We start from the raw sequence: 23520 nt of genomic DNA on the forward strand, positions 1-23520 counted from the left end.
CCCGCCAGCCGCGAGCCGTCCCTCAGCAACTGGGCCGGATGGTTGCAGACCTGCTTCAGCTTCGTCATGGTCGCCAGCACGTTGCCACGCCGCTCGACGCCCTCGCTGTCGGCGATCTTGGCCATCATGTCCTCGACCACGGCCTGGTAGAGGGTGGCCTGCTCAGGAGTGAGGTTGCACCAGACCTTCATCTCCATCTTGTCCGGCAGGTCGGAGATGATCGAACGGTCGGTCTTGAGCCGCCGCAGCACGAACGGGCCGGTGGCGCGTCTGAGCGCGGCCGTCGCCACGGTGTCACCGTCGCGCTCGATCGGCTCCTGGTAGCGCTTCCTGAACCGTCCGGCCGGGCCGAGCAGGCCGGGGTTGCAGAACTCCATGATCGACCAGAGTTCCGCCAGGTGGTTCTCCACCGGCGTGCCCGTCAGCGCGAACCTGCTCCTCGCCGGAATCGACCGTACGGCCCGCGCCTGCCCGGTGGCGCTGTTCTTGATGGCCTGCGCCTCGTCGCAGACGACCCTCGACCAGACCAGCTCCGCCAGGGCCTCCCGGTCCCGCAGGGCGGTGCCGTACGTGGTGAGCACGAGATCCGCCTCCTCCACCCGCCTGGCCAGCTCCTCCCCGCGCAGCCGGGTGGCGCCGTGGTGCGAGTAGAGGTCCAGGGAGGGGGCGAACCTGGCGGCCTCCTTCTGCCAGTTGCCGAGCAGCGACATCGGGCAGACCAGCAGCGTCGCTCCCGGCCGCTCTCCCTGTTCCCCCTGCTCCCCTTGTTGTTCCCCTTGTCCCGCCGCGCGCTCGTTGAGCAGCAGGGACAGGGTCTGCGGGGTCTTGCCCAGCCCCATGTCGTCCGCGAGGACGCCGCCGAGCCCCACCTCCGACATGAAGGCGAGCCAGGACAGCCCGCGCTCCTGGTACGGCCGGAGCTCGCCGTGGAAACCGGCCGGGGTCGGGATCGGTTCGAGGCGGCGGTCGGCCTCACCGGACAGCAGGTCGCCGAGGAGGCCGTCGGCGTCCACCCCGACGATCGGCAACTCGTCGTCACCTCCGTGGACGACCGCCTGGATCACCTCGCCGACCGTCATCTCACCCGCCCTGCGCCTCTCGAACGCCTCCAGCGCCGCGCCCAGCTGCCGGTCGTCCAGCTCGACCCATCGGCCCCGTACCCGGACCAGCGGCACCTTGAGCCTGGCCAGCTCGGCCAGCTCCTCCTCGCCGATCGTCTCGTCGCCGATCGCCAGGTCCATCCGGAAGTCCACGAGCTGCCGCATCCCGAACCCCTGGTCGGAGGCCGCTCCCGGGCCTGTCTTCCGCGAGCGGGCCGTGAGCTTGAGCCCCAGCCGCGTCCGCCCGGCCCAGGCGGGCAGCTGCACGCCGAACCCGGCCGACCGCAGGAGCGGGGCGGCGTGGCGCAGGAACGCGAACGCGCCCGCCGTGTCGAGGACGAGCTCCGACGGCCGGGGACCGCGCAGCGCCTCCTCCACCTCCGGGTAGAGCCGTGCCGACCGGCCGAGCCCCGCGAGCAGCGTCTCCTCGGGACGTGCGGGCAGGCCGGGCGCGGTCTCACCGGCCCAGATGAGCGGCGCGGGCAGGTAGAGGCTCGGGTCCTCCGCCGACTGGACGGCGAACTCCACCCGCCAGGGGGAGCCGTCCTCCCGTTCCTCCCGTTGGCCGGATCGCCGTCGCCCGTCGCGCTCCGGGGCAAGGTCACCGTTCGGTCGTCCGGAGCCGAGGTCCGATCCGGGACCGGAACCGGGACCGGGATCGGAGGTGCGGGCGGGGCCGGGCTGTACTTCGAAGTCGGAGTCGAAGCCGGAGGTGGAGCCGTGCTGGGCGCCGGATACGGGACCGGGGCCGGGCACGGTTTCCGGTGCGGCCTCGGCCTCGGTGTCGGTGAAGGAGCCGGGGCAGGCGTCGGGTTCGGGCTGGGGTTCGGGTTCTGGTTCGGTCAGGCGGAAACAGACTCTCACCGGAGCGTCGAGCAGGTGTGCCGACCTGAACCACTCCTGGAGCGGCCCGGCCAGCTCGTCCGCAGCGGCCCGCGTCAGGCCGGGGAGGGCGGCGTCCTCTCCGGTGAGGGCGACCAGCCAGCGGTCCGTGAGGGGGCCACGGGCCCCCGGACGGCGCCCGCCGAGCAGGCGGTCGGGGAGCGCCCGCCGTACCGCCGCGTCGGCCAGGCAGGACAGGGCCTCGTTCAGCACCTGGGCAGAGGGCCGTTCCTCGGCGACCGACCGGCAGACGGGGGGCATCGCGGCGGCGAGATCGCGGAAGCGGGCGGCGTGCGGGCCGGTCGGCACCGGACGCCACCGCGCCGCGTGGCCGTCGCCCTCGGTGACGAGCTGGGGCAGCACCCGGCCACCGCGGACCAGGGCGCGGGCGTACGCCGCGACGGCGGCGAGATACCGCAGGGAGGCTCCCGGGATCGGCACCCGCCGGGCGTTCTCGGGGTACTCGCCGGAGAGCTCGCGCGGCCGGCGCGTCTCCCCGGGCGACTCGCCGGGTTCGTGCTTCTCTGCGGGCGACTCACCGGGTCCGTGCGTCTCCCCGGTCATCTCGTCGGGTTCGTACGCCTCCGCCGGGAGGTGTGCCATCTCGTCGACGCGGTCGAGCAGGTCCAGCGCCGCGCCCGGCTCGACCAGCAGGGCGGGCACCCGCCAGGAGCCGATCCTCGGCCGCCGCGCGGTGACCTCCGCCCCGGACTCGGGGGAGGGCAGCGGGCTTCGTGCCGAACTCGGCAGGAGCAGGACGAGTTCGTCGGTGACCGCCTTGCCCGCCGCCGCCGCGGCGACGTCTCCCCAGAGCGTCAGACCGTCGAGGACGACCGTGTCGCCGGCCGCGAACGGGTGCGGGCGGACCTTCGCGCGTGAGGTGCTCGGGGCGGGGGCGGCCGGGTCTTCCGCCCAGAGCGCCAGCCTGTCGTCCACCCAGGCCCCGTGAACCACCAGCACCCTTACGACCCTCCTCACGTTCAAAGAACCGTAACAGCCGAGGCGCATCGGGCCGAGTGCCTCACAGCAGGGCGCGCGGGCGCCCCTGCCCGGCCGGGTCAGCCTCCGGCCAGCGCTTTTCTCAGCTTGGGGGCGAGGCCGGCCGTGAACGTTTTCGCGTCCTCGCAGCCCTTGCGCCCGAGCGACCAGCAGCCGAGCAGCTCGTGGACCTCCGTGCGGAAGACCCGGCTGAACTGGCTGTAGTACGGGGAGGACGGGCGCGCCCTGGCCTGCGTCAGCGCGCGCAGCAGCGTGTCGGGCCGCACTCCCTCGGACTCGGGCTCGGCGGCGGGGGAGGGCGTGGATCCGGGCTCGGCTTTGGAAGCGGCCTTGGAAGCAGCGGGCTTGGAAGTGGCCTCGGAGACGGGGCCGGACGGGGTCGCCGCGGGCGACGGGCCGTCGCAGCCGGGCTCCGCCTTCGCGTAGAGGGCGGAGACCCTGGCCGGGGCGAACCCGCCGCAGTGGTAGAGCAGCCTGGCCGCCTTCTCGCCGGTCAGCGCCGCCACCAGCTGCTGCGCGGCGTCGCGGCGGACGGTGTGCCGGGAGACGGCGAGGTACTGGCCGCCGAGGACGCCCTGCCAGGGCAGCGGTGCCGCGCGGAAGGCGACCCCTTTCGACTTCGACTCCCCGGAGAGCACCTCGTGGGCGTAGGGCCAGTGCCGCAGGAACAGCGCGTGCCTCTCGCGGAAGGCGGTCAGCGACTCCGCCTCGGTGCTGCCGAGGGTCTCCCCGGAGATCACGCCGGCCCGCACCGTCTCGATGAGCCGCCCGACGGCCTCCACGCTCCTCTTCTGGGTGATCACCACCTGGCCGTTCGCGTCGACCACGTCCCCGCCGTTGGCCCAGATCGCCTCCAGGGCGTTGACCGTGAGCCCCTCGTAGGGGGCGAACTGCCCGGTGAGCCCGAGGACGGTGGGGCCGGGCCCGGCGCGACGCGCCGTCGCGAGGGCGGTCATGTCCCGCCAGTCCTTCGGTTCCCGCAGGTCGTCGAGGTAGTAGAGGAGTCCCACGTCGGTGTTGAACGGCACCGCGTACTGGACGCCGTTCCAGGCGCCCGCGGACCAGATCTGGGAGAGGAAGTCGTTGGTCCCGCCGTGCGCGGCGGTGTCGATCGGGCGCAGGTAACCTCCCTCGGCGAACTCGGGGATCCACTGGATGTCGAGGTTGTACACGTCGTAGTGCCCGGCCTTCGACTGGGCGGCCGAGATCATCGCGCTGCGCTGCTCGTCGGCGACCGAGGAGATCGCCACGAAGCACGCCCGGGGCCTGCCCTCGATGTCGTTCCAGACCGCTCCGAGCGCCCGTTCACGGGCCCCTCCCGAGACGTCGGCGCCGCTGGCGATGCGCAGGACGCAGTCGTCCCTGGGTGGTCCGGGAGGCGGGGTGGGCGTGGCGCTCGCCGTCAGGGAGGGAAGGCAGACCAGCAGCACGAGGAGAAGGATCACCCCGTGGCCGACCGGCTCCGCCCCGGAGGGCGCGCCCTGCCCGCCCGTCCCGCCCGGGGTGGACGGAGAGGACGGCGAGGGGCGGCTCATCGGATACCTCCAGCGTGGAGACCTCGGGCCTCGGCCCTGGGGAGAACGTCAATCGGTGACCGTCCGGAGTTCGGTGAACGCGTCGTCCAGCTTCTGGTCGGGGTCGGTGCTCGCGTCGTAGCAGGACATCAGGCCCTCGTCCAGGAGCCTGGGCAGCGGGGACGTGCCGCAGCCGTGCAGGTCGAAGGAGAGCGTCAGCAGGCGGACATCGCCGTGCTCCCTGAGGTCGTCGCCGGTCAGCCCGCGGGGGTTCCCGCCGTCGGTGAGCAGGAGCACGACCTTGCGGTCGCCGGGGGCACCGGTCCTCGCCATCAGGCCGAGCGCCTCCGTGACGACGGGGCGCATCGGAGGATCGGGGCGCGAACCGTCCCGGTAGGCCTTCTGGACGGCGGTGAGCCTGTCGGCGAGAGCCTTTCCCTCGTCGCCGACGGGGCCGGGGAGGACACCGAGGTCGTCGTCGGGGAAGAACGTCATGATTCCCGTGGTCCGCTCACCGCGCTTGGACGTGACGGCGACCTGGGCCACCTGGATCGCCGCCTCCAGCCGTGACCTGCCGTCGTTCACCTTGTTGCGCGCCATCGACCCGGAGACGTCGACCACGACGAGGACGTGGTCGGCGAGCGGGGTCGCCAGCTTGTACAGCAGCTTGGAGATGTCCGGTTTCCAGTTCGCCGCCACCGGCGCGGCGGCCCTCAGCCAGGGCGCCTTCGCCGGCAGTCTCTCGGTGTCCAGGCGGCCCTCGGCGTCACGGAATCCGTAGCGGGGGAGGGTCTCCCGCAGGAAGCCGCAGAACTCCTCGACCGTCCGCTCGACGGCGGGGGGCCGCCTCAGGTCCGGCCACCGCTTGGAGACGCAGGCGTACCGCATGGCGTGGCCGCCCCTCGGGTAGACGGCGGTCAGCCGCGGGGGCCTCTCCCCGGCGTTCGCTCCGGCGTTCCCCGGCGCGGAGGTGGCCCCCGGCGGGCTCGTGCCGGGGACGGCGCAGCCGCCCGACGAGGGGAGCGCGGGGTCGGTGCCCGACAGGGAGACGTTGAGCTCGTGGAACTGCTGCTCGGTCAGGACCATCGCGGACGTGTCGAGGGAGCTCGCGTACCGGCACATCACGTCGCGGACGTTGTCGCCCGGCCGCACCTTCGCGGACAGCCCCTCCGCGGGGCCGGGAGCGGCGGCCGTGGCTATCAGGCCGACGTTGGAGGCGAGCGGGTGGGTGCGCACGACCTGCTGCCGGGCGCCCGGCCTGCCGCGCAGCAGGTCGGCCCAGTCGCGGTCTCCCGGTTTCCTGTTGGCCTCGGTGAGCTCCTCGGCGAGCCTCTCCGGCGCGGCGATGACCAGGGGCGAGGTCGCGACGACCGTCCGCTCGCCGAACGCCGGCATGCCGTCCGCGCTCCTGTCGAGGTAGTCGATCTCCTGGAGGGAGTCGGCGATCCACCCGTCGGGCCGGGCTCCCGGGGGCCTGGCGGCCGTCCGCTCCGCCGTCCGCCCGGTCGCCGGCTGGACGGGGAACGTCCAGTCGCCCAGCCGGTCGCGCACCTCGTCGGCGCGCAGCCCGCTGACGTTGATGTTCGTCTGCCGGCAGCCCCACCAGTCGACCTTCCTGGCCATGAACTCCCCGGCCGCCCGCTGGATGGCCGGGGAGGTCTCGGCGGACGCCAGGAACGTGATCTCGTCGGGGATCCGGCAGGTGCCCCACGGATCGTCCTTGGGAACGACGGCGACGACGGCGACGACGGTGACCAGGACGCCGGCGGAGAGCAGCCACCAGACGTCCTGGCGCACCCACTGGGAGAACATCCCGAGAAGGCCGTACAGCCGTTCCGGAACCGCGCGGCGCAGCCAGGCGGTGCTTTTCAGCAGGTGACCAGGGAAAATGGTCAGTGCCGTCAGCGCGAGAATCCCGAGGACCAGGGCCACTTTCGAGATCGTGGAAATGGAGAGGGCGAGAAGCACCAGCAGCGTCTGGACGAGGGCGTTGGAGAAAGCGGTCACCATCTGCCACGCGCGTTCCGTCGAACCTGTGGTGTCCGCGGGAGGCGAGGTCTCCGTGGTCTTCTCGCTGTTCACCATCTGTCAGTCGTCTCCGCCGCCGGCTTCCCGAGCTTCGCGTTCACCCTACGTCCGCCCCTCACCACCGAGAGAGGGTTTCGGTGATCCACGGGAGGGGGATCCACCGTCGAGATATTTACGGCCGTCCGTATTCGCCGGGCCGGGGCGGCCGGGAGCGACCGAGAACATTCACCGAGCCGGGAGCGGCCGGAACGACAGGGAAGGACAGGGAAGGACAGGGAACGATCGGTAGCGATTCGCCGAACAAATGCCGTCCTGGTTTCTCACACAATGACGCGGGGGCGCGAGCGGTAATCGGATGACGTCCCGCCTTTCGTTTCCGGTCTTCCCGATTCACCGGGCGCGTTCCCGACCGCTTTCCGGACGAGTTCCGGACGCCTCCTCCCGCCGGACGCCTCCTCCCGCGGGCTCCTGCCGCGCCCGCGCTCGCGCCCGCGATGTACTCCGTGAAGGACGGATGCTCTCAGGAGGGAGGGGCCGGAGGGAGGGGACAGGGCCGGGATCACGGGGAGGAGAGGGCGGGACCACGAGGCGTCCGGGGGAACGGGACTACGCTGGGGCACGTGAGTGATCCTCTGGTGGCGCGGATGCGCGAGTTCGGCACGACCATCTTCGCCGAGATGTCGGCGCTGGCCCTGCGGACCGGCTCGATCAACCTCGGGCAGGGCTTTCCCGACACCGACGGGCCCGCCGCGATGCTGGAGCGCGCGGTGTCGGCGATCCGCGAGGGCTCCAACCAGTACCCGCCGGGGCCGGGGGTGCCCGAGCTGCGCCGGGCCGTCTCCGAGCACCGCAAGGACCACTACGGGCTCGACTACGACCCCGACGGCGAGATCCTCGTCACCGTCGGCGCGACCGAGGCGATCGCCGCGACGATCCTCGCGCTGTGCGAGCCAGGCGACGAGGTGATCGCCTTCGAGCCGTACTACGACTCCTATGCCGCGGCCGTCGCCCTCGCCGGGGCCGTGCTCCGCCCGGTCACCCTGCGCCCGGTCGAGGGCCGCTTCACCTTCGACCCCGCCGAGCTGCGCGCCGCCGCCGGGCCGCGCACCCGGGCCGTCCTGGTCAACTCCCCGCACAACCCCACCGGTACCGTCTTCACCCGCGCCGAGCTGGACGAGATCGCTCAGCTGTGCCTGGAGCGCGACCTGGTGGCCGTCACCGACGAGGTCTACGAACACCTCACCTTCGACGGCGTCGAGCACGTGCCGGTGGCGACCCTGCCGGGCATGCGCGAGCGCACCGTGATGATCTCCTCCGCGGGCAAGACCTTCTCGGTCACCGGCTGGAAGACGGGCTGGATCTGCGCGCCGCCCGAGCTCGTCAGGGCCGCGCAGACCGTGAAGCAGTTCCTCACCTTCACCGCCGCCGCGCCCTGGCAGCTCGCCGTCGCCCACGGCCTGCGCCACGAGCTCGACTGGGTCTCCTCCCTGCGGGCGGACCTGGAGTCCAAGCGCGACCGCCTGACGGCGGGACTGTCCGCGGCGGGCTTCGAGGTCTACCGCCCCGCGGGCACCTACTTCGTGCAGACCGACATCCGGCCCCTGGGCTTCACCGACGGCCTCGCCCTGACCCGCGAGCTGCCGTCGCTGGCGGGCGTGGTCGCCATCCCGACCCAGGTCTTCTACGCCCGCCCCGAGCGCGGGAGCCACTTCGTCCGCTTCGCCTTCTGCAAGCGGGACGAGGTCATCGACGAGGCCGTGGGCCGCCTGGCCGGTCTCGGCGCGGCCGGAGGCGCCGCCTCCTGACCAGACGCCCCTCCCTCGGTCGCGCGCCCCTCCCGCCGGGCCGGACGCGTGCGAGGTCGTACGCGACGGGAAACGAGGGGCGTACCGGAACGGGGAAACGAAGGTCGTACGCGACGGGAAGCGAAGATCGTACGGAACGGAGAGGCGAAGGTCGTACGGGCGCGCCGGCGGGGGCGGTTCGACCGGACGGGGGGTGATCGGGCATCCTGGGAAGGACGCGACTGGCGGCTAGGGGATGGCATCAACCATCGGGGAGCCCGTCGTGGGAGTCGACCGCCTGGGCGCCCACGTCGAGAGGACGCGCATGTCCCAGCCCGCATCGAACGGCTCCGAGTCCGAGAGCGCGCCGTCCGCCAGGCTTCTCCCGGGTGGCCCGGTGGCCGAGAGGATCCTCGCCGACGTGGCCGCGCGGGTGGCCGCCCTGACCCGCGGGGGCGTCACCCCGAGCCTGGCGACGGTCCTGGTCGGTGACGACGACGCCAGCGCCGGATACATCCGCATCAAGCAGCGGCAGGCCGCCGAGCTCGGCTTCGCCTCGCCGCACGAGCACCTGCCCGCGAGCGCCACCCAGGCGGACCTGCACGCGGTCATCACCGCCTTCAACGACGACCCGGCGGTGCACGGGCTGCTCGTGCAGCACCCCGTCCCCAAGCACCTCGACTACGACCGGGCCCTGCAGGTCATGGATCCGGACAAGGACGTCGACGGCATGCACCCGCTCAACATCGGGCGGCTGGCGCTGGAGCTCCCCGGCCCGCTGCCGTGCACGCCCGCCGGGATCGAGGCGCTGCTCGCGTTCTACGACATCCCGGTGGCGGGCCGGGAGGTGGTCATCCTCGGGCGCGGTGCCACCCTGGGCCGTCCCCTGTCGATCCTCCTCGCGCAGAAGCGCCCGACGGCGAACGCGGCCGTCACCGTCGTCCACACCGGGGTGGGCGACTGGCCCCGCTACACGCGCCGCGCCGACGTCCTGGTCGCCGCCGCGGGGGTGCCGGGGATCGTCCAGCCCGAGCACGTCAAGCCCGGCGCCGTCGTCATCGGCGGCGGGGTGCGCTACGAGGGCAGGCGCCTGCTGCCCGACGTCGACGAGTCCTGCGCCCGGGTGGCCGGGGCCATCACCCCCAGGGTCGGCGGGGTCGGGCCCACCACGGTCGCGATGCTGTTCCGCAACGCGATCACGGCGGCCGAGCGCGCCACGGGCTCCCTCGTGGGGGAAAGCCCCCGGTAGCGGCCCGCGAGACACCCCGCCCCGCGAGACGCCCGGCTCCGCGAGACGCTCTGCCCCGCGAAACACCCCGCCCCGTGAAACGCCGGTCGCCATCTCGTCGTGTCGCCGACCCGGAACCGATCTCTCTGCGTGTACCTTCTGCTGCGGAGAGTGATGGCCGGGCGTGCTCGCGGGAGCGGTACGCGCGGTGCGGGGTGGATCGGGCCGGGTGGATTCCTCCCGGTGGCGTGCGCCGCTCTCCACTGCCGTGATTCGCAGGAAGGAGAGCATCGACGATGCGACGGAGATTCAGGGTGCTGGCGTCGGCGGCGGCGGTCGCGCTCGGTTGCGCGGGGTTCGTCCCCGGCGCGGCGACCGCCTCGGGTTCGGAGTCCGCGGCCTGGGGCCCCATTCGCAGCCACCAGAACTGGCGCTGTCTGGACGCCGACCTCGGCACCATCGGCCCGAACGGGACGAAGGTGCAACTGTGGGGCTGCAACGGCTGGGACAACCAGTCGTGGAGCTACGACGTGTCCAGTCACACGATCCACAGCAAGGAGAACGGCCGCTGTCTGGACGCCGATCTCGGGACCATCAACGCGAACGGGACCAAGGTGCAGCTCTGGGACTGCAACGGCTGGGCCAACCAGAAATGGATCTACGACGCGACGAGCCGCACGATCTACAGCATGTACAACGGGCGCTGCCTGGACGCGGACCTGGGGACCATCAACGCGAACGGGACCAAAGTACAGCTGTGGAACTGCAACGGCTGGGCCAACCAGAAATGGACGCTCTGACGGCCGCCGCTCGCGGGCGACGGTACGGGCTGTGTCCGCCGTGTCCGCCGTGTCCGCGGTGTCCGCCGCTTCCCCGCGCCGTGGCCTGACCCCGGACGGGGAAGGGGGGCGATCCTTCCGGCACCGCCGAAAGGATCCGCCGGAAGGATCCACCGGAAGGATCCACCGGAAGGATCCGCCGGAAGGATCGCCCCCGCCCGGGGCGGGCGGCTCGCGCGAGGCGGGCGTGAGAGGGCCCGGGGCCGGCCGGAGAGCGGGCCGGCCCCGGGCGGCGCGGGGGTGTTACGGCCTTCCCGCGCCGACCGGCGGGGTGGCCGGATCGGTCGTGACGGCCGGCGGGGTGACAGGGCCGGTCGTGGCGACGGGCGGGGTGACGGAGCCGTCCGCGGCGACCGGCGGGAGGGCCGGGTCGGCGGTGGCCGCCGGGGTGGCGGACCGCGCCGAGCGCAACGGGATCTCCTTGAGCATCAGGGCGGCCACCGCGGCCAGGACGGCGATCGGGACGCCGACCACGAAGACCGCGCTCATCGCCCGGGTGAAGGCCTCCAGGATGATCTCCAGGATCGGCGCGGGGAGGTTGTGGATGGCCTCGGGGGAGCCGAGGCTGGGGGCCGTGCCACCGCTCAGCGGCAGGCGCGCCGCCTTCGCCAGGGAGACCAGTTCCGCGGTGAGCCGGTTGGACAGGATCGCGCCGAAGGCCGCGACGCCCACCGCGCCGCCGAGGGAGCGGAAGAACGACACCCCGGAGGTCGCCGAGGCGAGGTTCGCGCGGGTCACCGCGTTCTGGGCGGCCAGGATCAGGATCTGCATGGAGGCGCCGAGCCCGACGCCGAGCACCGCGTTGTCGAAGCCGACCAGCACCAGCGAGCTGTCGACGTGCAGGCGGGAGAGCAGGAACAGGCCGACCGCGACCAGCAGCATGCCCACGACGGGGAAGATCTTCCATCGGCCCGTACGGCTGACGAACCGGCCGGTCAGGATCGAGGAGGTGAGCAGGCCGAGCACCAGGGGCAGGGTCATCAGGCCCGAACCGGTGGGGCTCATGCCCTTGACGATCTGCAGATACTGCGGCAGGAACATCAGCGCGCCGAACATCGCCGCGCCGACCAGCAGGGAGGCGACGGAGGTGAGCACGAAGGTGCGGTTGCGGAACAGGTGCGGGGGCAGGATCGGGTCGGCGGCCCTGCGCTCGGCGACCACGGTGAGGCCGAACAGCGCCAGGCTGAGCGCGCCCAGGCCGTAGGTCCACGCGGAGTTCCAGCCGAACTCCTTGCCCCCAAGGGAGAGCAGCAGCATCAGCGCGGTGGTGCCGCCGGTGATGAAGGTCGCCCCCCACCAGTCGACCTTCGTGTCGCGGCGGACGAGCGGCAGCTTCAGCACCTTCTGGATGACGACGAACGCGACCACGGCCAACGGCACGCAGAACCAGAAGGTCCAGCGCCAGGACATGTTGTCCACGATGAACCCGCCGAGCAGCGGGCCGGCGACCGTCGAGACGCCGAAGACCGCGCCGATGTAACCGGAGTAGCGCCCGCGCTCGCGGGGCTCGACCACGTCGCCGAGGATGATCTGCGGCAGCGCGGCGAGGCCGCCCGCGCCGATGCCCTGCAGCGCCCTGGCCGCGATGAGCTGGCCCATGTCCTGGGAGAACCCGGCGGCGATGGAGGACAGCACGAAGACGACCAGCGCGACCTGGAACATGAGCTTGCGGCCGTAGAGGTCGGAGAGCTTGCCCCAGATCGGGGTGGAGGCGGTCATGGTCAGCAGGGTCGCGCTCGCCACCCAGGCGAGCTGCTCCTGACCGCCGAGCGTGCCGACGATGGTCGGAAGCGCGGTCCCCACCACGGACGTCGAGATCATCGACGTCAGCATGGCGAGCATCAGTCCGGCCAGGATCTCCAGCACCTGTCTGTGGGTGAAACTCGGTGCGGCCTCGGCCTGGATCTGTTGTTCGGTCAGCATGACCTTCCCCCAATGCATGTACAGTACACATGAAGTTAGTAGACGCTTGTTTACTCGTCAAATCTGGAAGGATCCCGTAGGTGGATGAGATACGGCAGCGCGACAGGGAGGGCACCAGGCGGCGCATCCTCGACGCCGCCCGCCGGCTGTTCGCCGACCTCGGGTACGACCAGGTGACGATGCGGGCGATCGCCGCCGAGGCGGACGCCAACATCGCGCTGATCAACCGCTACTTCGGCAGCAAGCGGGAGCTGTTCGCCGAGGTGCTCGCGATGCAGGGGCGCTTCCCCGGCGTCCTGGAGGGCCCCGAGGAGGAGCTGCCCCGCCGCCTGGCCGAGTACGTCGCCGACCGGCTCCGCTCCGACCAGGGGAGCGTGGTGCTGGCCGCGCTCATCCGGTCGTCCAGCTCCCCGGAGATCCACGAGATCATCCGCGACCGGGTCAGCTCGGCGATCCTGGAACCCCTGTCGGCGCGGCTCTCCGGCCCCGACGCGGCCTTCCGCGCGACGGTCGCCGCCGCGCTCGTCACCGGCACCGGCACGATGCGCCAGCTCTACGGCCCCGACGCCGCCGACGTCCCCGACCACGAGGCCGTGGTCGCCCGCCTCACCGCCGTCTTCGAGGCCTGCCTCGGCGCGTGAGGCACCGGCCCCGCCCCGGAGACGGCTGTCCCGGAAACGGCTGCCCGGAGGCGACCGCCCCTGAGACGGCCGGCCCGGAGACGGGCGGCTCCGGGAGGGGGCCGGCGCCATCCGCGATCACCCGGTCGCCCGCGGCGTGGGACCATGGTCGCATGAGCTGGCTGCGCTGCGCCTTTCCCCGTCCGGGGGCGACCACGAGGCTGTTCTGCTTCACGCACGCGGGAGGGTCGGCCACCGCCTACCGCGCGTGGTCCGAGCTGCTGCCCGCCTCCGTCGAGCTGCACGCGACGCAGCTGCCCGGCAGGGCCGACCGGTTCAACGAGCCGCTGCCGGACGACATGGACAGGCTGGCCGACGAGGTGACCGCCTCGATGCTGCCGCTGCTCGACAGGCGTTTCGCGCTGTTCGGGCACAGCATGGGGGCGACGCTCGCCTACGAGGTCACGCGCCGCCTGGAGGCCAGGGGGATCGCCCCGGCGCGGCTGTTCGTGTCCGGCGCGAGAGCGCCGCACGACCCCCGCGACAGGCCCTCGATCTCGGAGTACGACGACGACCGCTTCGTGGCCGAGATAGCGAGACTCGGTGGCACCGAGGTGGAGGTCCTGTCCCACCGGGCGATGCGCGAGATCATCCTGCCCTACGTCCGCGCGGACTTCCGCCTGGTCGAGGCATACCGCCACCGCCCCGGGCCTCCGCTGCACACCCCGATCTCCGCCTTCGTCAGCGACGCCGACCCGGTGGTCACCCCGGTCCAGGCCAAGTCGTGGGAGGCCCGTACGAGCTCCGACTTCTCCCTGACGGTCTTCCCCGGCGACCACTTCTACCTGCAGCCGCGGCGCGCGGCGGTGGTCGAGGAGATGGCCCGGACGCTCACGGGCTGAACGGGACGGGAGACCGTCCGCCGCGGACCCCGAAACCGAGAGGCCGCTCGCCAAGGCCCCGGAACGGGTGTCCCGCGACGGAGCACGGGAACGCCCTCCCCGGTCCGCTCGCGCCGGGGACGAACGGGGACAGGGGAACGCCCCGATACGGGCTCCGGTTGGTAGGAGCCGTACCCCTTATGGTCATGCCCGCCCCCGCGAGGCCCGTGGAAGCCGGCCGGTTGGCTGGATATGTCGAAGGACGGGTGCTCCTTGGGCAATGAGTGCCCATGAGGTGGGGCGGGGAGGCCGTTAGCGTCGGCCTGTGGGTGAACGAGTACTGATCGCGCTCGGCGGCAACGCGATGACAGGGCCCGGCGGCGGCGCCTCGCCGGGCGACCAGCACCGCGCGGTCGAGCAGGCCGTGCGCCACGTCGTCGCGCTCATCGAGGACGGCCACCAGGTCACCCTCACCCACGGCAACGGCCCCCAGGTCGGCAACCTGATCCTGAAGAACCAGCTCGCCGCCCACGTCGTGCCCCCGGTGCCGCTCGACTGGTGCGGGGCGCAGACGCAGGCCACCATCGGCACCCTCATCCTCAACGCGCTCGACGGCCGCGCCGCGGTCGTGGTCACCCGTACGCTCGTCGATCCCGCCGACCCGGCCTTTCGTGACCCGGTCAAGCCGATCGGCCGCTACTTCAGCGAGGCGGAGGCGCGCCGTTTCGAGGAGCTCGGCCAGACCTGGCGCCGCTTCGAGCGGGGCTGGCGCCGCGTGGTGGCCTCCCCCGAGCCGCTGGAGATCCTCGACGCGCCCGCGGTGGCCGCGCTGGTGGCCGCGGGGTTCACCGTCGTGGCCGCGGGCGGCGGCGGCGTGCCCGTGACCCGCGACGGCGAGGGGCGGCTGGCCGGGGTCGAGGCCGTGATCGACAAGGACCTGGCCGCCGCCGTGCTCGCCCGGGCCGTGCGGGCCACGGTCCTGGTCATCGCGACCGACGTCCCCCAGGCCGTCGTCGGGTTCGGCACGCCCCGGGCCCGGCCCCTGGGCCACGTCACCGCGGCCGAGCTGCGCGTGTTGCACGCCGCCGGGCACTTCGCCGGGGGCAGCATGGGCCCGAAGGTCGAGGCCGCGCTGCGCTTCGTCGAGCAGGGCGGCGACCGGTCGGTGATCACCTCCCTCGAGGACATGGGAGCGGCGCTCACCGGGGAGACCGGCACCGTGGTGCGAAAGTGAACATGACGCGATCGAAAGGTGGCAGGGATGCCCGAACCCATTGAAGTGCGCAAGGTCCCCATCGAGAGCGTGACCGACGCCTCCGGGCTGGCCCGTCTCATCGACGACGGGGTGATCGAGGCGCACCGGGTGCTCGCGGTGATCGGCAAGACCGAGGGCAACGGCGGGGTGAACGACTACACCCGCATCCTGGCCGACACCGCCTTCCGCGGGGTGCTCGCGGCCAAGGGGCACCCGTCCCCCGAGAGCGTGCCGCTGGTGTGGTCGGGCGGGACCGACGGCGTGCTCAGCCCGCACGCCACGATCTTCGCCACCACCGCGCACGCCGAGCCCGGAGACGAGCCGAGGGTGAGCGTCGGCATCGCGATGAGCGACGTGATCCTGCCCGAGGACATCGGCCGCCCCGCGATGGTGGAGAAGGTCGCCGCCGGAGTCCGCGAGGCCATGAAGCTCGCCGGGATCGACGACCCCGCCGACGTCCACTACGTCCAGACCAAGACCCCGCTGCTCACCCTGTCCACGATCAACGACGCCAAGTCGCGCGGCAAGGACGTGGTCATCGAGGACACCGGCCCGTCGATGGACATCTCCAACTCCACCACCGCGCTCGGCATCGCCGTCGCCCTCGGCGAGATCGAGATGCCCACCGCCGACCAGATCCACCGCGACCTGTCGCTCTACTCCTCCGTCGCGTCGTGCTCCTCGGGCGTCGAGCTGGACCGGGCCCAGATCGTGGTCGTCGGCAACGTACGGGGCATCGGCGGCCGGTACCGGATCGGCCACTCGGTCATGAAGGACGCGCTGGACGCCGACGGCATCTGGGAGGCGATCCGCTCCAGCGGCATCGAGCTGCCCGAGCGCCCCCACCCCTCCGACCTGGGCGACCGGCTCGTCAACGTCTTCATGAAGTGCGAGGCCGACCCGTCGGGCAGCGTGCGGGGCCGCCGCAACATCATGCTCGACGACTCCGACGTGCACTGGCACCGCCAGATCAAGGCCACCGTGGGCGGCGTCGCGGCCAGCGTCACCGGAGACCCGGCCGTGTTCGTCTCGGTCGCGGCGGTCCACCAGGGACCGAGCGGCGGGGGGCCGGTGGCCGCCATCGCCGACCTCGGCTGACGCCCGCCCCCGGCTCGCACCCCCCGGCCCGCGCCACACACAGGCACTGCCCCGGCACGTGCCACGCCCCGGCACGCGCCCTGCCCAGGCTCGTGCCCTGCCCAGGCTCGTGCCCACCCAACCCCGCGCCCCGCCCAGGCTCGTGCCACGCCAGGCCCATGCCGCACCCGGCAAGGGCCGGGCGCCCGCCGGGCGGGGCGGTCGTCCTCCCCGCCCGGCCGCGGGTAGGCTCCCGGTTCGTGCCGAGCATTCCGCAGCCCCTGGTCCCCGGCGACGACGGCGCCGCCGACGCCGCCGTGACATCCGCGCTCGCGGCCTTCGCCGAGGGAAGGGCGCAGGCCGGCGAGGTCGTCGCCGCGCTGAGCGGCGCCCGGCTGCTCGTGCCGGTGGTCGCCCTGCTCAAGGAGTCGGAGATCGGCGAGCACGGGCTGCGGCAGGAGAAGGAGAGCGAGATGGCCCTCCCGAAGCTCGTCGGCGCGGACGGCCGCGAGGCGGTGCTCGCCTTCACCGGGGCGGAGCCGCTGCGGCGCTGGCGTCCCGACGCCAGGCCCATCCAGGCCACGCTCCTCCAGGTCTGCCAGGCGGCGGCGCACGAGGGCACCGCCGCCGTGGTGATGGACGTCGCGGGCCCGGTGCCCTTCGTGATCGAGGGCGGCCTGCTGAAGGCGCTCGCCGCGGTCGAGTCCGGCACCCTCGACCGGCTGGGGGCCGAGGCCCCCGACGTCACCGTGGCGCGGATGGAAGAGATCGCCGAGCCTCCCAGGCGTCGGCGGTTCGGTTGGCCGCCGCGTGGACGAGGTTGACCGTCAGGATCGCCGGGGCGATCACGGCGACGAACCCGCCGAAGTCACGCTCGAAGACCAGGGCGAGGATCACCGCCGTCACCCCGTTCTGCTGGGCCAGCCCCAGGTGCACCCGGTCGATCATCGGCAGGCCGTGGGTGAGCACCAGCGCGGCGACCATCTGCGCGGCGTACGCGGCCAGCCCGAGCAGCACGCCCATGCCCATGTTCGTCCCGCCGACGAGCAGCAGGCCCATCAGGAACGCCGACAGCACGAACGCCGCGCTCACCGCCCGGCCCAGCCAGCGCGCGTCGGGCAGGCGCAGATAGAGCCCGGCGGTCGCCAGGCCGAGCATGAGGGAGGTCCACGCGGCCGACACGACCGCCCCGGTCGCCGTCACGTAGGTCAGCACCGGCGAGGCGTTCCTGACCAGCCGCCACAGCAGGTAGACCGCGACCGCGAACAGCACGTTCAACCCCAGGTCGGCGAAGTACGAGGCCGACAGCCCGCCGCCCCCCGCGCCGCTCACCAGCGCCGCCGCGTAGACGGCAAGGATGATCGTCACCGGGTCGTCGAAGGAGGACCACGCCCCGAGGATCGTCTTCGCCTGGTTCGAGAGACGGCTGTCCCGCATCACCCCGGCGACCGAGAGCGGGTCGATCTGGGCGACCACCACCGCCATGATCAGTGCCCGGGGGTCGCCGGAGACGAGATAGACGACCCCGGCGATGAACGCGGTCTTGAGCAGCACCCCGACGGTGACCGCGAGCACGATCAGCCGGGAGTGCTCCCTCGCCTCGGCGCGGTCGATCCCGTGCGTGCTGCCGTACAGGCCGATCGCGAGCAGCAGGCTGCTGAACAGCACGTACGCGCCCGAGTGTTCCAGATTGCGCAGGCCGCCCAGGTCGGCGGCGAGCCAGCCGAAGCCGACGACGACGATCAAGAGCCCGATTCGGGCCACCGCTCACTCCTTGGGATGGATCGCAGGTGTCCCTGGGGTTTCGGGGCGCGTTCCCGCTGGTTGATCGGAGGAAGGGTGAAGTGCCCGCGGATCGTGTCCACGAGCCTGGCCATCTTGTCGTCGGAGACGTCGACCTTGCGCTGGTCCAGCGTCACCCCGATGAGGTATCGGGTCTCGTCGATCCAGTAGAAGAACATGGCCCCGCGCTCCACGTCGAGGACCGTGCGGATGAGGACGCCGCCCTCCAGCCTGCGCAGCTGCCGGTTGAGCCGCTGGGTGAGCCAGTTGAGCTGGTTGCCCGCCCTGAGATAGATCGTCCTGCGTTCCTCCTGGTCGGTCTCGTGGAAGAAGTGGGCCAGGTCGCCGTCCTCCAGCACGTCGGTGTAGAAGCGGCACCTCTGGTCGCCGAAGTAGGCCACGAAGTGCAGGTCGTCCTGGTCGACCATGGCGACGCAACTGGCCAGCGCCTTCTCCACCGAGGGGCCGATGTCCGGCATGGTGCGGATCAGGATCTCCGACTCGCCGATCACCCTGCGCTTGGTGACGGTGGGCAGCGGGCCCATCCCGGCCTCCAGGTACGGGAGGTAGAGGCCCCGGTGGTACTGGACGAGCAGGTAGACGCCGGTGGCGACGGCGAACGCGCTCACCCCCGCGGTGATCAGCCCGTGGAGCTCGCCGGGCACCCCGCCCCGCCAGAGCACCGGGCCGAACGCCGCCACGAACCCCAGCACCGCCTCGCCCGCCGCGGTGACCGTGAGCGCGACCACCAGCAGCACCGGCAGCCGCGCCCTGATCCGGCCGAGCACGGTGGTGATGAGGGCGAGCGCCACGATCACCAGGACCACGGTGACCGCGCGGGCCACGTCGTACTCCTCGCCCTCGATGTACCACGCGAGGAGTTCGAGCAGCACCGGCAGGAGGACGAGCGACGCGATGACCGCGGGCAGCTTGCTGAAGCGATCCGTGTCCACGCGGTCCGGCCCTCCGGGGGTAGGAATGTCTCCAGCCTCCGTGATCATCGCGGTTCCCGTCAATGACCTCCGAGGTCACTTCGGCCCACCGGCCGGAGTGACCGGATCCCCGGCGTGGCGGGGGTTCGCGGATTATGGTCGGCTCCATGAGCCCCCCGATGACCCTCCTGGTCCTTCCCGCCCTGGCGGCCCTGGCGGGGGTGGCGATCGGTTTCTGGACACGCCGCGTGGTGGCCCGCCACTCGGGGGCCGAAGGGGCCGAAGGGGCTGAGAGGGTCGAGGAGGGCGAGAGGCCCGAGAGGGTTGAGAGGGTCGAGGAGGGCGAGAGGCCCGAGAGGGTTGAGAGGGTCGAGGAGGGCGAGAGGGGCGAGGAGGGCGGAGGGCGGCGGCGCGGTCACCGGCCCCCGCCCGGGGCGGTGGAGGGGGTCACCGCGGTGGTGCTCGCCGCTCTCGCGCTGCGGGCGCTGTGGCCGGACGCGGCGGGAGCACCTGGGGCGGGGGGCACGCCGGTCGGGAGGGTGGCGGAACTGCTCGCCTTCGGCTGGCTCGCGGTGGTCGCCGTCACCCTCTCCTTCGTCGACGTCGCCGTCCACCGGCTGCCCGACAGGCTCACCCTCGCCGCCTACCTGGGGACGGCCGTCCCGCTGGCCGTACCGGCCCTCGCCGACGGCCGCCTCGGCGACCTGCTCGCCGCCGGGCTGGGCGGCCTCGCCCTGGCGGGCTTCTACCTGGTGCTGTTCCTGGTCAACCCGGCGGGCATGGGGTTCGGCGACGTCAAGTTCGCGGCGAGCCTGGGCACCGCCCTCGGCTGGCTGGGCTGGGACACCCTGGTCGCCGGGGCCTTCCTCGGCCTCCTGGCCGGAGGGCTCTACGGGGCCGTCCTGATGGCCGCGCGCCGCGCGGGCCGCAAGAGCGAGATCCCCTTCGGCCCCTTCATGGCCGTCGGCGCCCTGGCCGCCGTCCTCACCGCCCTTTGACAGGACCATCCTCGTGACCGCTCACTCCCCGGACGGTCCGCCGCTCGGACGGTGAACCTCCTCGACCGTTCGCCCCTTGGGCCGTCCGCCCCATGAACGGTCCGCTCGCCCCATGCGCGGTCCGTGCCCCTGGATCACCCTCCTCCCGTTCCGGCCTCCGGGGTGACGTTCACCGCCGGATGTCTCAACCAGTGAACGAAGGCCATTCCAGTGGGCGACACGTGGAAGACTTGTCACCATGTTGCGCTGGTTGACCGCCGGAGAGTCCCACGGCCCCGAGCTCGTCGCGATCCTGGAAGGACTGCCCGCCGGGGTGGAGGTGACCACGGCACAGCTGGACGAGGCGCTGCGCCGTCGCCGCCTCGGCTACGGCCGCGGGGCGCGGATGAAGTTCGAGCAGGACGTCGTGACCATCGCGGGCGGGGTCCGCCACGGCCGGACGCTCGGCAGCCCCGTGGCCATCCGGGTGGGCAACACCGAGTGGCCCAAGTGGGAGACGGTCATGGCCGCCGACCCCGTCGACCCGGCCGTGCTGGAGGGCCAGGCGCGCAACGCGCCGCGCTCCCGCCCCCGCCCCGGCCACGCCGACCTCGCCGGGATGCAGAAGTACGGCTTCGACGACGCCCGCCCGGTGCTCGACCGGGCCAGCGCCCGCGAGACCGCCGCCCGCGTCGCGCTCGGCCAGGTGGCGCGGAGCTTCCTGCGGCAGGCCCTCGGTGTCGAGATCGTGAGCCACGTCGTCTCGATCGGCGGGGCCGCGACCACCCCGGGCGTGGTCCCCGGTCCCGGCGACCTGGAGGCGATCGACGCCGACCCGGTGCGCTGCGCCGACCCCGCCGGCAGCGCGGCCATGGTCGCCGAGATCGACAGGGCCCACAAGGACGGCGACACCCTGGGCGGCGTCGTCGAGGTGATCGCCTACGGCCTGCCGCCGGGCCTGGGCAGCTACACCCACTGGGACCGCCGTCTCGACGCCCGTCTCGCGGCCGGCCTGATGGGCATCCAGGCGATCAAGGGCGTCGGCGTCGGCGACGGGTTCGAGACGGCCCGCCGCCCCGGCTCCCTCGCCCACGACGAGATCGAGAACACCGCCGACGGCGTACGCCGGATGACTAACCGGGCCGGTGGCGTCGAGGGCGGCATGACCAACGGCGAGCCGCTGCGCGTCAGCGCGGCGATGAAGCCGATCTCCACCGTCCCCCGGGCGCTCGCCACCATCGACGTGCTGACCGGCGAGGCCGCCAAGGCCCACCACGAGCGCTCCGACGTGTGCGCGGTCCCGGCGGCCGCGATCGTCGCCGAGGCGATGGTCGCGCTGATCCTGGCCGACGCGGCGATCGAGAAGTTCGGTGGCGACTCCGTCGAGGAGGTTGCCCGCAACCTGTCCGGCTACCTCTCCTCGTTGGTGATCAAGTGAGCGGGCGTCCCGGCGAGGGCGCTCCCGGTTCCCCGGTGAGCGGGCCGGCGTCGAAGGAGATCGGATGAGTCCCCGAGCAGTGCTGATCGGTCCTCCGGGATCGGGCAAGTCGACCGTCGGGCAGCTCCTGGCCGAGCGGCTCGGGGTCGCCTTCCGCGACACCGACGCCGACGTGGAGCGCACGGCGGGCAAGCCGGTGAGCGACGTCTTCATCGAGGACGGCGAGGAGCGCTTCCGCGAGCTGGAGGCCGACGCCGTACGGCGGGCGCTGGCCGAGCACGACGGCGTCCTCTCCCTTGGCGGCGGCGCGATCCTCGCCGAGGCCACCCGCGAGCTGCTGGCCGGTCATCCGGTGGTCTACCTGGAGGTCGGCCTCTCCAACGCCGTCCAGCGGGTCGGCCTCGCCTCGGCGCGGCCGCTGCTCGTACTGAACCCGCGCAGCCAGCTGAAGAAGCTGATGGACGCCCGCCGTCCCCTCTACGAGGGGCTGGCCACGATCGTCGTGACGACCGACGAGCGTGATCCCGGCCAGATCGTCGACGAGATCGTGGAGGGCCTGAAGCCGTGACGATCTCCCGGATCGAGGTCCCCGGCGAGAGCCCGTACGACGTGGTGGTCGGCACCGGGGTGCTCGGCGAGCTGCCCGGCCTGCTCGGCGCGGGGGTGAGCACCGTCGCGGTGGTCCACCCGGAGAGCCTGCCGGAGATCGCCCGCCCGGTCTGCGGCGCGATCGAGGCGGCCGGGTACGAGGTCGTCGCGCTGCCGGTGCCCGACGCCGAGCGCGCCAAGACGGTCGAGGTGGCCGCGGGGTTGTGGTCGGCCTTCGGCCGCGCGGGCCTCACCCGCTCCGACGCCGTGGTCGGCGTCGGCGGGGGAGCGACCACCGACCTGGCGGGGTTCGCCGCCGCCACCTGGCTGCGCGGCGTCAAGGTCGTGCAGGTGCCGACGACCCTGCTCGGCATGGTCGACGCGGCGGTGGGCGGCAAGACCGGCATCAACACCCCCGAGGGCAAGAACCTGGTCGGGTCCTTCCACCCGCCGGCCGGGGTGCTGTGCGACCTGGCGACGCTGGTCTCGGTGCCCCGCGCCGACTACGTGGGCGGCCTCGCGGAGATCATCAAGGGTGGTTTCATCGCCGACCCGGAGATCCTCACGCTCATCGAGGACGACCCGGAGGGCGCCAGGCTCCCCGAGGGGCGGCACACCCGGGAGCTGATCGAGCGGAAGATCCGGATCAAGGCCACCGTCGTCGGCGCCGACCTGCGCGAGGGCGGCCTGCGGGAGATCCTCAACTACGGCCACACGCTCGCGCACGCCATCGAACGCGCCGAGGAGTACCGGATGCGCCACGGCGAGGCCGTCGCGATCGGCATGGTCTACGCGGCCGAGCTGTCCCGCCTGGACGGCCGGATCGACGTCGTGGAGCGGACCAGGTCCATCCTGACCTCTGTCGGGCTGCCGACCGCCTACCGCCGCGAGGCATGGCCCGAGCTGCGCGACCACATGCGCCTCGACAAGAAGAGCCGCGGCGCCAAGCTGCGCTTCGTCCTCCTGGACGACCTGGCGAAGGTGTCCCCGCTGGTCGACCCGCCGGAGGAGCTCCTCGAGGCCGCCTACCACGAGGTCGCCCGGTGAGTCTCGCGTCCCCGGGCCCGTACGCCTCGGGAAGGACGGGCGTGCCCGGTGGCCCGGGGATGTCCGCGGGGCCGGGGCCACGGCGAGGTGCGGCGGGGCGGTACCGGGTGGCGCGCCGGATGAGTGACGTCGGCCGCGCGGCAGGCGCGCGGTCATCAAGGAGCGGTGAGTGACCCGATGAGACCCGTCTACGTGCTCAACGGCCCCAACCTGGGGCGGCTCGGCACCCGCGAGCCGGACGTCTACGGCGCGGAGACCTTCGCGGACCTGGCCGCGCTCTGCCGGGAGACCGGCAGGGAGCTCGGCCTGTCGGTCGACGTGCGGCAGACCGACGACGAGGCCGAGATGCTGAGCTGGCTGCACGAGGCGGCCGACGGCCGGATCCCCGTGGTGCTGAACCCGGCGGCGTTCACCCATTACTCCTACGCGCTGCGCGACGCCATCGCCCAGCGCACCGCGCCCCTGGTCGAGGTGCACATCAGCAACCCGGCCGCCCGCGAGGAGTTCCGGCACACCTCGGTGGTCGCCGCCGTGGCGACCGGCACCATCGCGGGCTTCGGCCTGGGGTCGTACGTGCTGGCCCTGCGGGCCATCGCCGAGACCGCCTCCTGACCCGCGCGGGCCAG

Annotated in this window: 19 protein-coding genes and 1 riboswitch; of the genes, 13 read left to right on the top strand and 6 right to left on the bottom strand. The window is 72.8% G+C overall.

Going from position 1 to position 23520, the window contains the following annotated elements:
* The 3 genes from ACFFRH_RS40495 to ACFFRH_RS40505 all read right to left on the bottom strand — a co-directional run.
* On the bottom strand, positions 1 to 2942 hold a 2942-nt coding region (locus ACFFRH_RS40495), incomplete at its 3' end, for a DEAD/DEAH box helicase (RefSeq protein ID WP_386163084.1).
* A 98-nt stretch (positions 2943 to 3040) separates the two neighbouring features.
* Positions 3041 to 4516: an extracellular solute-binding protein gene (locus tag ACFFRH_RS40500; protein ID WP_344749119.1), complete on the bottom strand. Its 1476-nt coding sequence runs from the start codon at positions 4514 to 4516 to the stop codon at positions 3041 to 3043.
* A gap of 48 nt (positions 4517 to 4564) precedes the next feature.
* A complete protein-coding gene (locus tag ACFFRH_RS40505) occupies positions 4565 to 6580 on the bottom strand; it encodes a substrate-binding domain-containing protein (protein ID WP_344749120.1) in 2016 nt (671 codons plus the stop codon).
* Positions 6581 to 7143: 563 nt separating this feature from the next.
* Between ACFFRH_RS40505 and ACFFRH_RS40510 the strand changes: the two genes are divergently transcribed.
* From ACFFRH_RS40510 to ACFFRH_RS40520, 3 genes are all read left to right on the top strand, one after another.
* Positions 7144 to 8328, top strand: coding sequence for a pyridoxal phosphate-dependent aminotransferase (locus tag ACFFRH_RS40510; protein ID WP_344749121.1), 1185 nt, complete (start codon positions 7144 to 7146; stop codon positions 8326 to 8328).
* A 207-nt stretch (positions 8329 to 8535) separates the two neighbouring features.
* A riboswitch (ZMP/ZTP riboswitch) is annotated at positions 8536 to 8618 on the top strand.
* 14 nt (positions 8619 to 8632) lie between these two features.
* Positions 8633 to 9556, top strand: coding sequence for a bifunctional 5,10-methylenetetrahydrofolate dehydrogenase/5,10-methenyltetrahydrofolate cyclohydrolase (locus ACFFRH_RS40515; protein ID WP_344749128.1), 924 nt, complete (start codon positions 8633 to 8635; stop codon positions 9554 to 9556).
* A 275-nt stretch (positions 9557 to 9831) separates the two neighbouring features.
* Positions 9832 to 10335, top strand: a complete 504-nt coding sequence (locus tag ACFFRH_RS40520) for a ricin-type beta-trefoil lectin domain protein (protein ID WP_344749122.1) — start codon at positions 9832 to 9834, stop codon at positions 10333 to 10335.
* Between the two features lie 282 nt (positions 10336 to 10617).
* Here the strand turns inward: ACFFRH_RS40520 and ACFFRH_RS40525 are convergent, their stop codons facing one another.
* A complete protein-coding gene (locus ACFFRH_RS40525; protein ID WP_386163090.1) occupies positions 10618 to 12297 on the bottom strand; it encodes an MDR family MFS transporter in 1680 nt (559 codons plus the stop codon).
* An 80-nt stretch (positions 12298 to 12377) separates the two neighbouring features.
* Here ACFFRH_RS40525 and ACFFRH_RS40530 point away from each other — a divergent pair, with 80 nt between their 5' ends.
* The 5 genes from ACFFRH_RS40530 to ACFFRH_RS40550 all read left to right on the top strand — a co-directional run bounded on the left by ACFFRH_RS40530 (position 12378) and on the right by ACFFRH_RS40550 (position 16954).
* Positions 12378 to 12938: a TetR/AcrR family transcriptional regulator gene (locus ACFFRH_RS40530; protein ID WP_386163093.1), complete on the top strand. Its 561-nt coding sequence runs from the start codon at positions 12378 to 12380 to the stop codon at positions 12936 to 12938.
* Between the two features lie 152 nt (positions 12939 to 13090).
* Entirely contained in the window at positions 13091 to 13819 is a 729-nt protein-coding gene (locus tag ACFFRH_RS40535) for a thioesterase II family protein (protein ID WP_386163096.1), read from the top strand.
* 304 nt (positions 13820 to 14123) lie between these two features.
* Positions 14124 to 15032, top strand: a complete 909-nt coding sequence (locus ACFFRH_RS40540; protein WP_386163098.1) for a carbamate kinase — start codon at positions 14124 to 14126, stop codon at positions 15030 to 15032.
* 27 nt (positions 15033 to 15059) lie between these two features.
* Positions 15060 to 16151, top strand: a complete 1092-nt coding sequence (gene bar, locus ACFFRH_RS40545; RefSeq protein ID WP_386163100.1) for a barbiturase — start codon at positions 15060 to 15062, stop codon at positions 16149 to 16151.
* 239 nt (positions 16152 to 16390) lie between these two features.
* The gene (locus ACFFRH_RS40550) at positions 16391 to 16954 is read left to right on the top strand and encodes an SseB family protein (protein ID WP_386163103.1); all 564 of its coding nucleotides are present in this window, start codon (positions 16391 to 16393) and stop codon (positions 16952 to 16954) included.
* Here ACFFRH_RS40550 and ACFFRH_RS40555 read toward each other — a convergent pair.
* Entirely contained in the window at positions 16875 to 17894 is a 1020-nt protein-coding gene (locus ACFFRH_RS40555; RefSeq protein ID WP_386163106.1) for a cation:proton antiporter, read from the bottom strand. The genes ACFFRH_RS40550 and ACFFRH_RS40555 overlap by 80 nt on opposite strands.
* Positions 17873 to 18865: a hypothetical protein gene (locus ACFFRH_RS40560; protein ID WP_386163109.1), complete on the bottom strand. Its 993-nt coding sequence runs from the start codon at positions 18863 to 18865 to the stop codon at positions 17873 to 17875. The genes ACFFRH_RS40555 and ACFFRH_RS40560 overlap by 22 nt, the downstream gene beginning before the upstream one ends.
* A 146-nt stretch (positions 18866 to 19011) precedes the next feature.
* On the opposite strand from ACFFRH_RS40560, the gene ACFFRH_RS40565 reads away from it, so the two are divergent.
* From ACFFRH_RS40565 to aroQ, 5 genes are all read left to right on the top strand, one after another.
* A complete protein-coding gene (locus ACFFRH_RS40565) occupies positions 19012 to 19842 on the top strand; it encodes a prepilin peptidase (RefSeq protein WP_386163112.1) in 831 nt (276 codons plus the stop codon).
* Positions 19843 to 20080: 238 nt separating this feature from the next.
* Complete coding sequence (aroC, locus tag ACFFRH_RS40570) at positions 20081 to 21259, top strand: chorismate synthase (protein ID WP_386163115.1); 1179 nt, start codon at positions 20081 to 20083, stop codon at positions 21257 to 21259.
* A gap of 64 nt (positions 21260 to 21323) precedes the next feature.
* Complete coding sequence (locus ACFFRH_RS40575; RefSeq protein WP_386163118.1) at positions 21324 to 21827, top strand: shikimate kinase; 504 nt, start codon at positions 21324 to 21326, stop codon at positions 21825 to 21827.
* Entirely contained in the window at positions 21824 to 22894 is a 1071-nt protein-coding gene (gene aroB, locus ACFFRH_RS40580) for a 3-dehydroquinate synthase (RefSeq protein WP_386163121.1), read from the top strand. Before ACFFRH_RS40575 ends, aroB begins: the two co-directional genes overlap by 4 nt.
* A gap of 177 nt (positions 22895 to 23071) precedes the next feature.
* On the top strand, positions 23072 to 23506 hold the full coding sequence (gene aroQ, locus ACFFRH_RS40585; protein WP_386163172.1) for a type II 3-dehydroquinate dehydratase: 435 nt from the start codon (positions 23072 to 23074) through the stop codon (positions 23504 to 23506).
* Positions 23507 to 23520 lie beyond the last annotated feature (14 nt).

It is taken from the genome of Streptosporangium vulgare (assembly GCF_042428775.1).
GTDB lineage: Bacteria > Actinomycetota > Actinomycetes > Streptosporangiales > Streptosporangiaceae > Streptosporangium > Streptosporangium vulgare.

Excerpts from the sequence above, each read along its gene's own strand:
- ACFFRH_RS40500 (WP_344749119.1), bottom strand. The coding sequence starts at position 4,516 with ATGAGCCGCCCCTCGCCGTCCTCTCCGTCCACCCCGGGCGGGACGGGC.
- ACFFRH_RS40505 (WP_344749120.1), bottom strand. The coding sequence starts at position 6,580 with ATGGTGAACAGCGAGAAGACCACGGAGACCTCGCCTCCCGCGGACACC.
- ACFFRH_RS40515 (WP_344749128.1), top strand. The coding sequence starts at position 8,633 with ATGTCCCAGCCCGCATCGAACGGCTCCGAGTCCGAGAGCGCGCCGTCC.
- ACFFRH_RS40520 (WP_344749122.1), top strand. The coding sequence starts at position 9,832 with ATGCGACGGAGATTCAGGGTGCTGGCGTCGGCGGCGGCGGTCGCGCTC.
- ACFFRH_RS40525 (WP_386163090.1), bottom strand. The coding sequence starts at position 12,297 with ATGCTGACCGAACAACAGATCCAGGCCGAGGCCGCACCGAGTTTCACC.
- ACFFRH_RS40535 (WP_386163096.1), top strand. The coding sequence starts at position 13,091 with ATGAGCTGGCTGCGCTGCGCCTTTCCCCGTCCGGGGGCGACCACGAGG.
- bar (WP_386163100.1), top strand. The coding sequence starts at position 15,060 with ATGCCCGAACCCATTGAAGTGCGCAAGGTCCCCATCGAGAGCGTGACC.
- ACFFRH_RS40565 (WP_386163112.1), top strand. The coding sequence starts at position 19,012 with ATGAGCCCCCCGATGACCCTCCTGGTCCTTCCCGCCCTGGCGGCCCTG.
- aroC (WP_386163115.1), top strand. The coding sequence starts at position 20,081 with ATGTTGCGCTGGTTGACCGCCGGAGAGTCCCACGGCCCCGAGCTCGTC.
- ACFFRH_RS40575 (WP_386163118.1), top strand. The coding sequence starts at position 21,324 with ATGAGTCCCCGAGCAGTGCTGATCGGTCCTCCGGGATCGGGCAAGTCG.
- aroQ (WP_386163172.1), top strand. The coding sequence starts at position 23,072 with ATGAGACCCGTCTACGTGCTCAACGGCCCCAACCTGGGGCGGCTCGGC.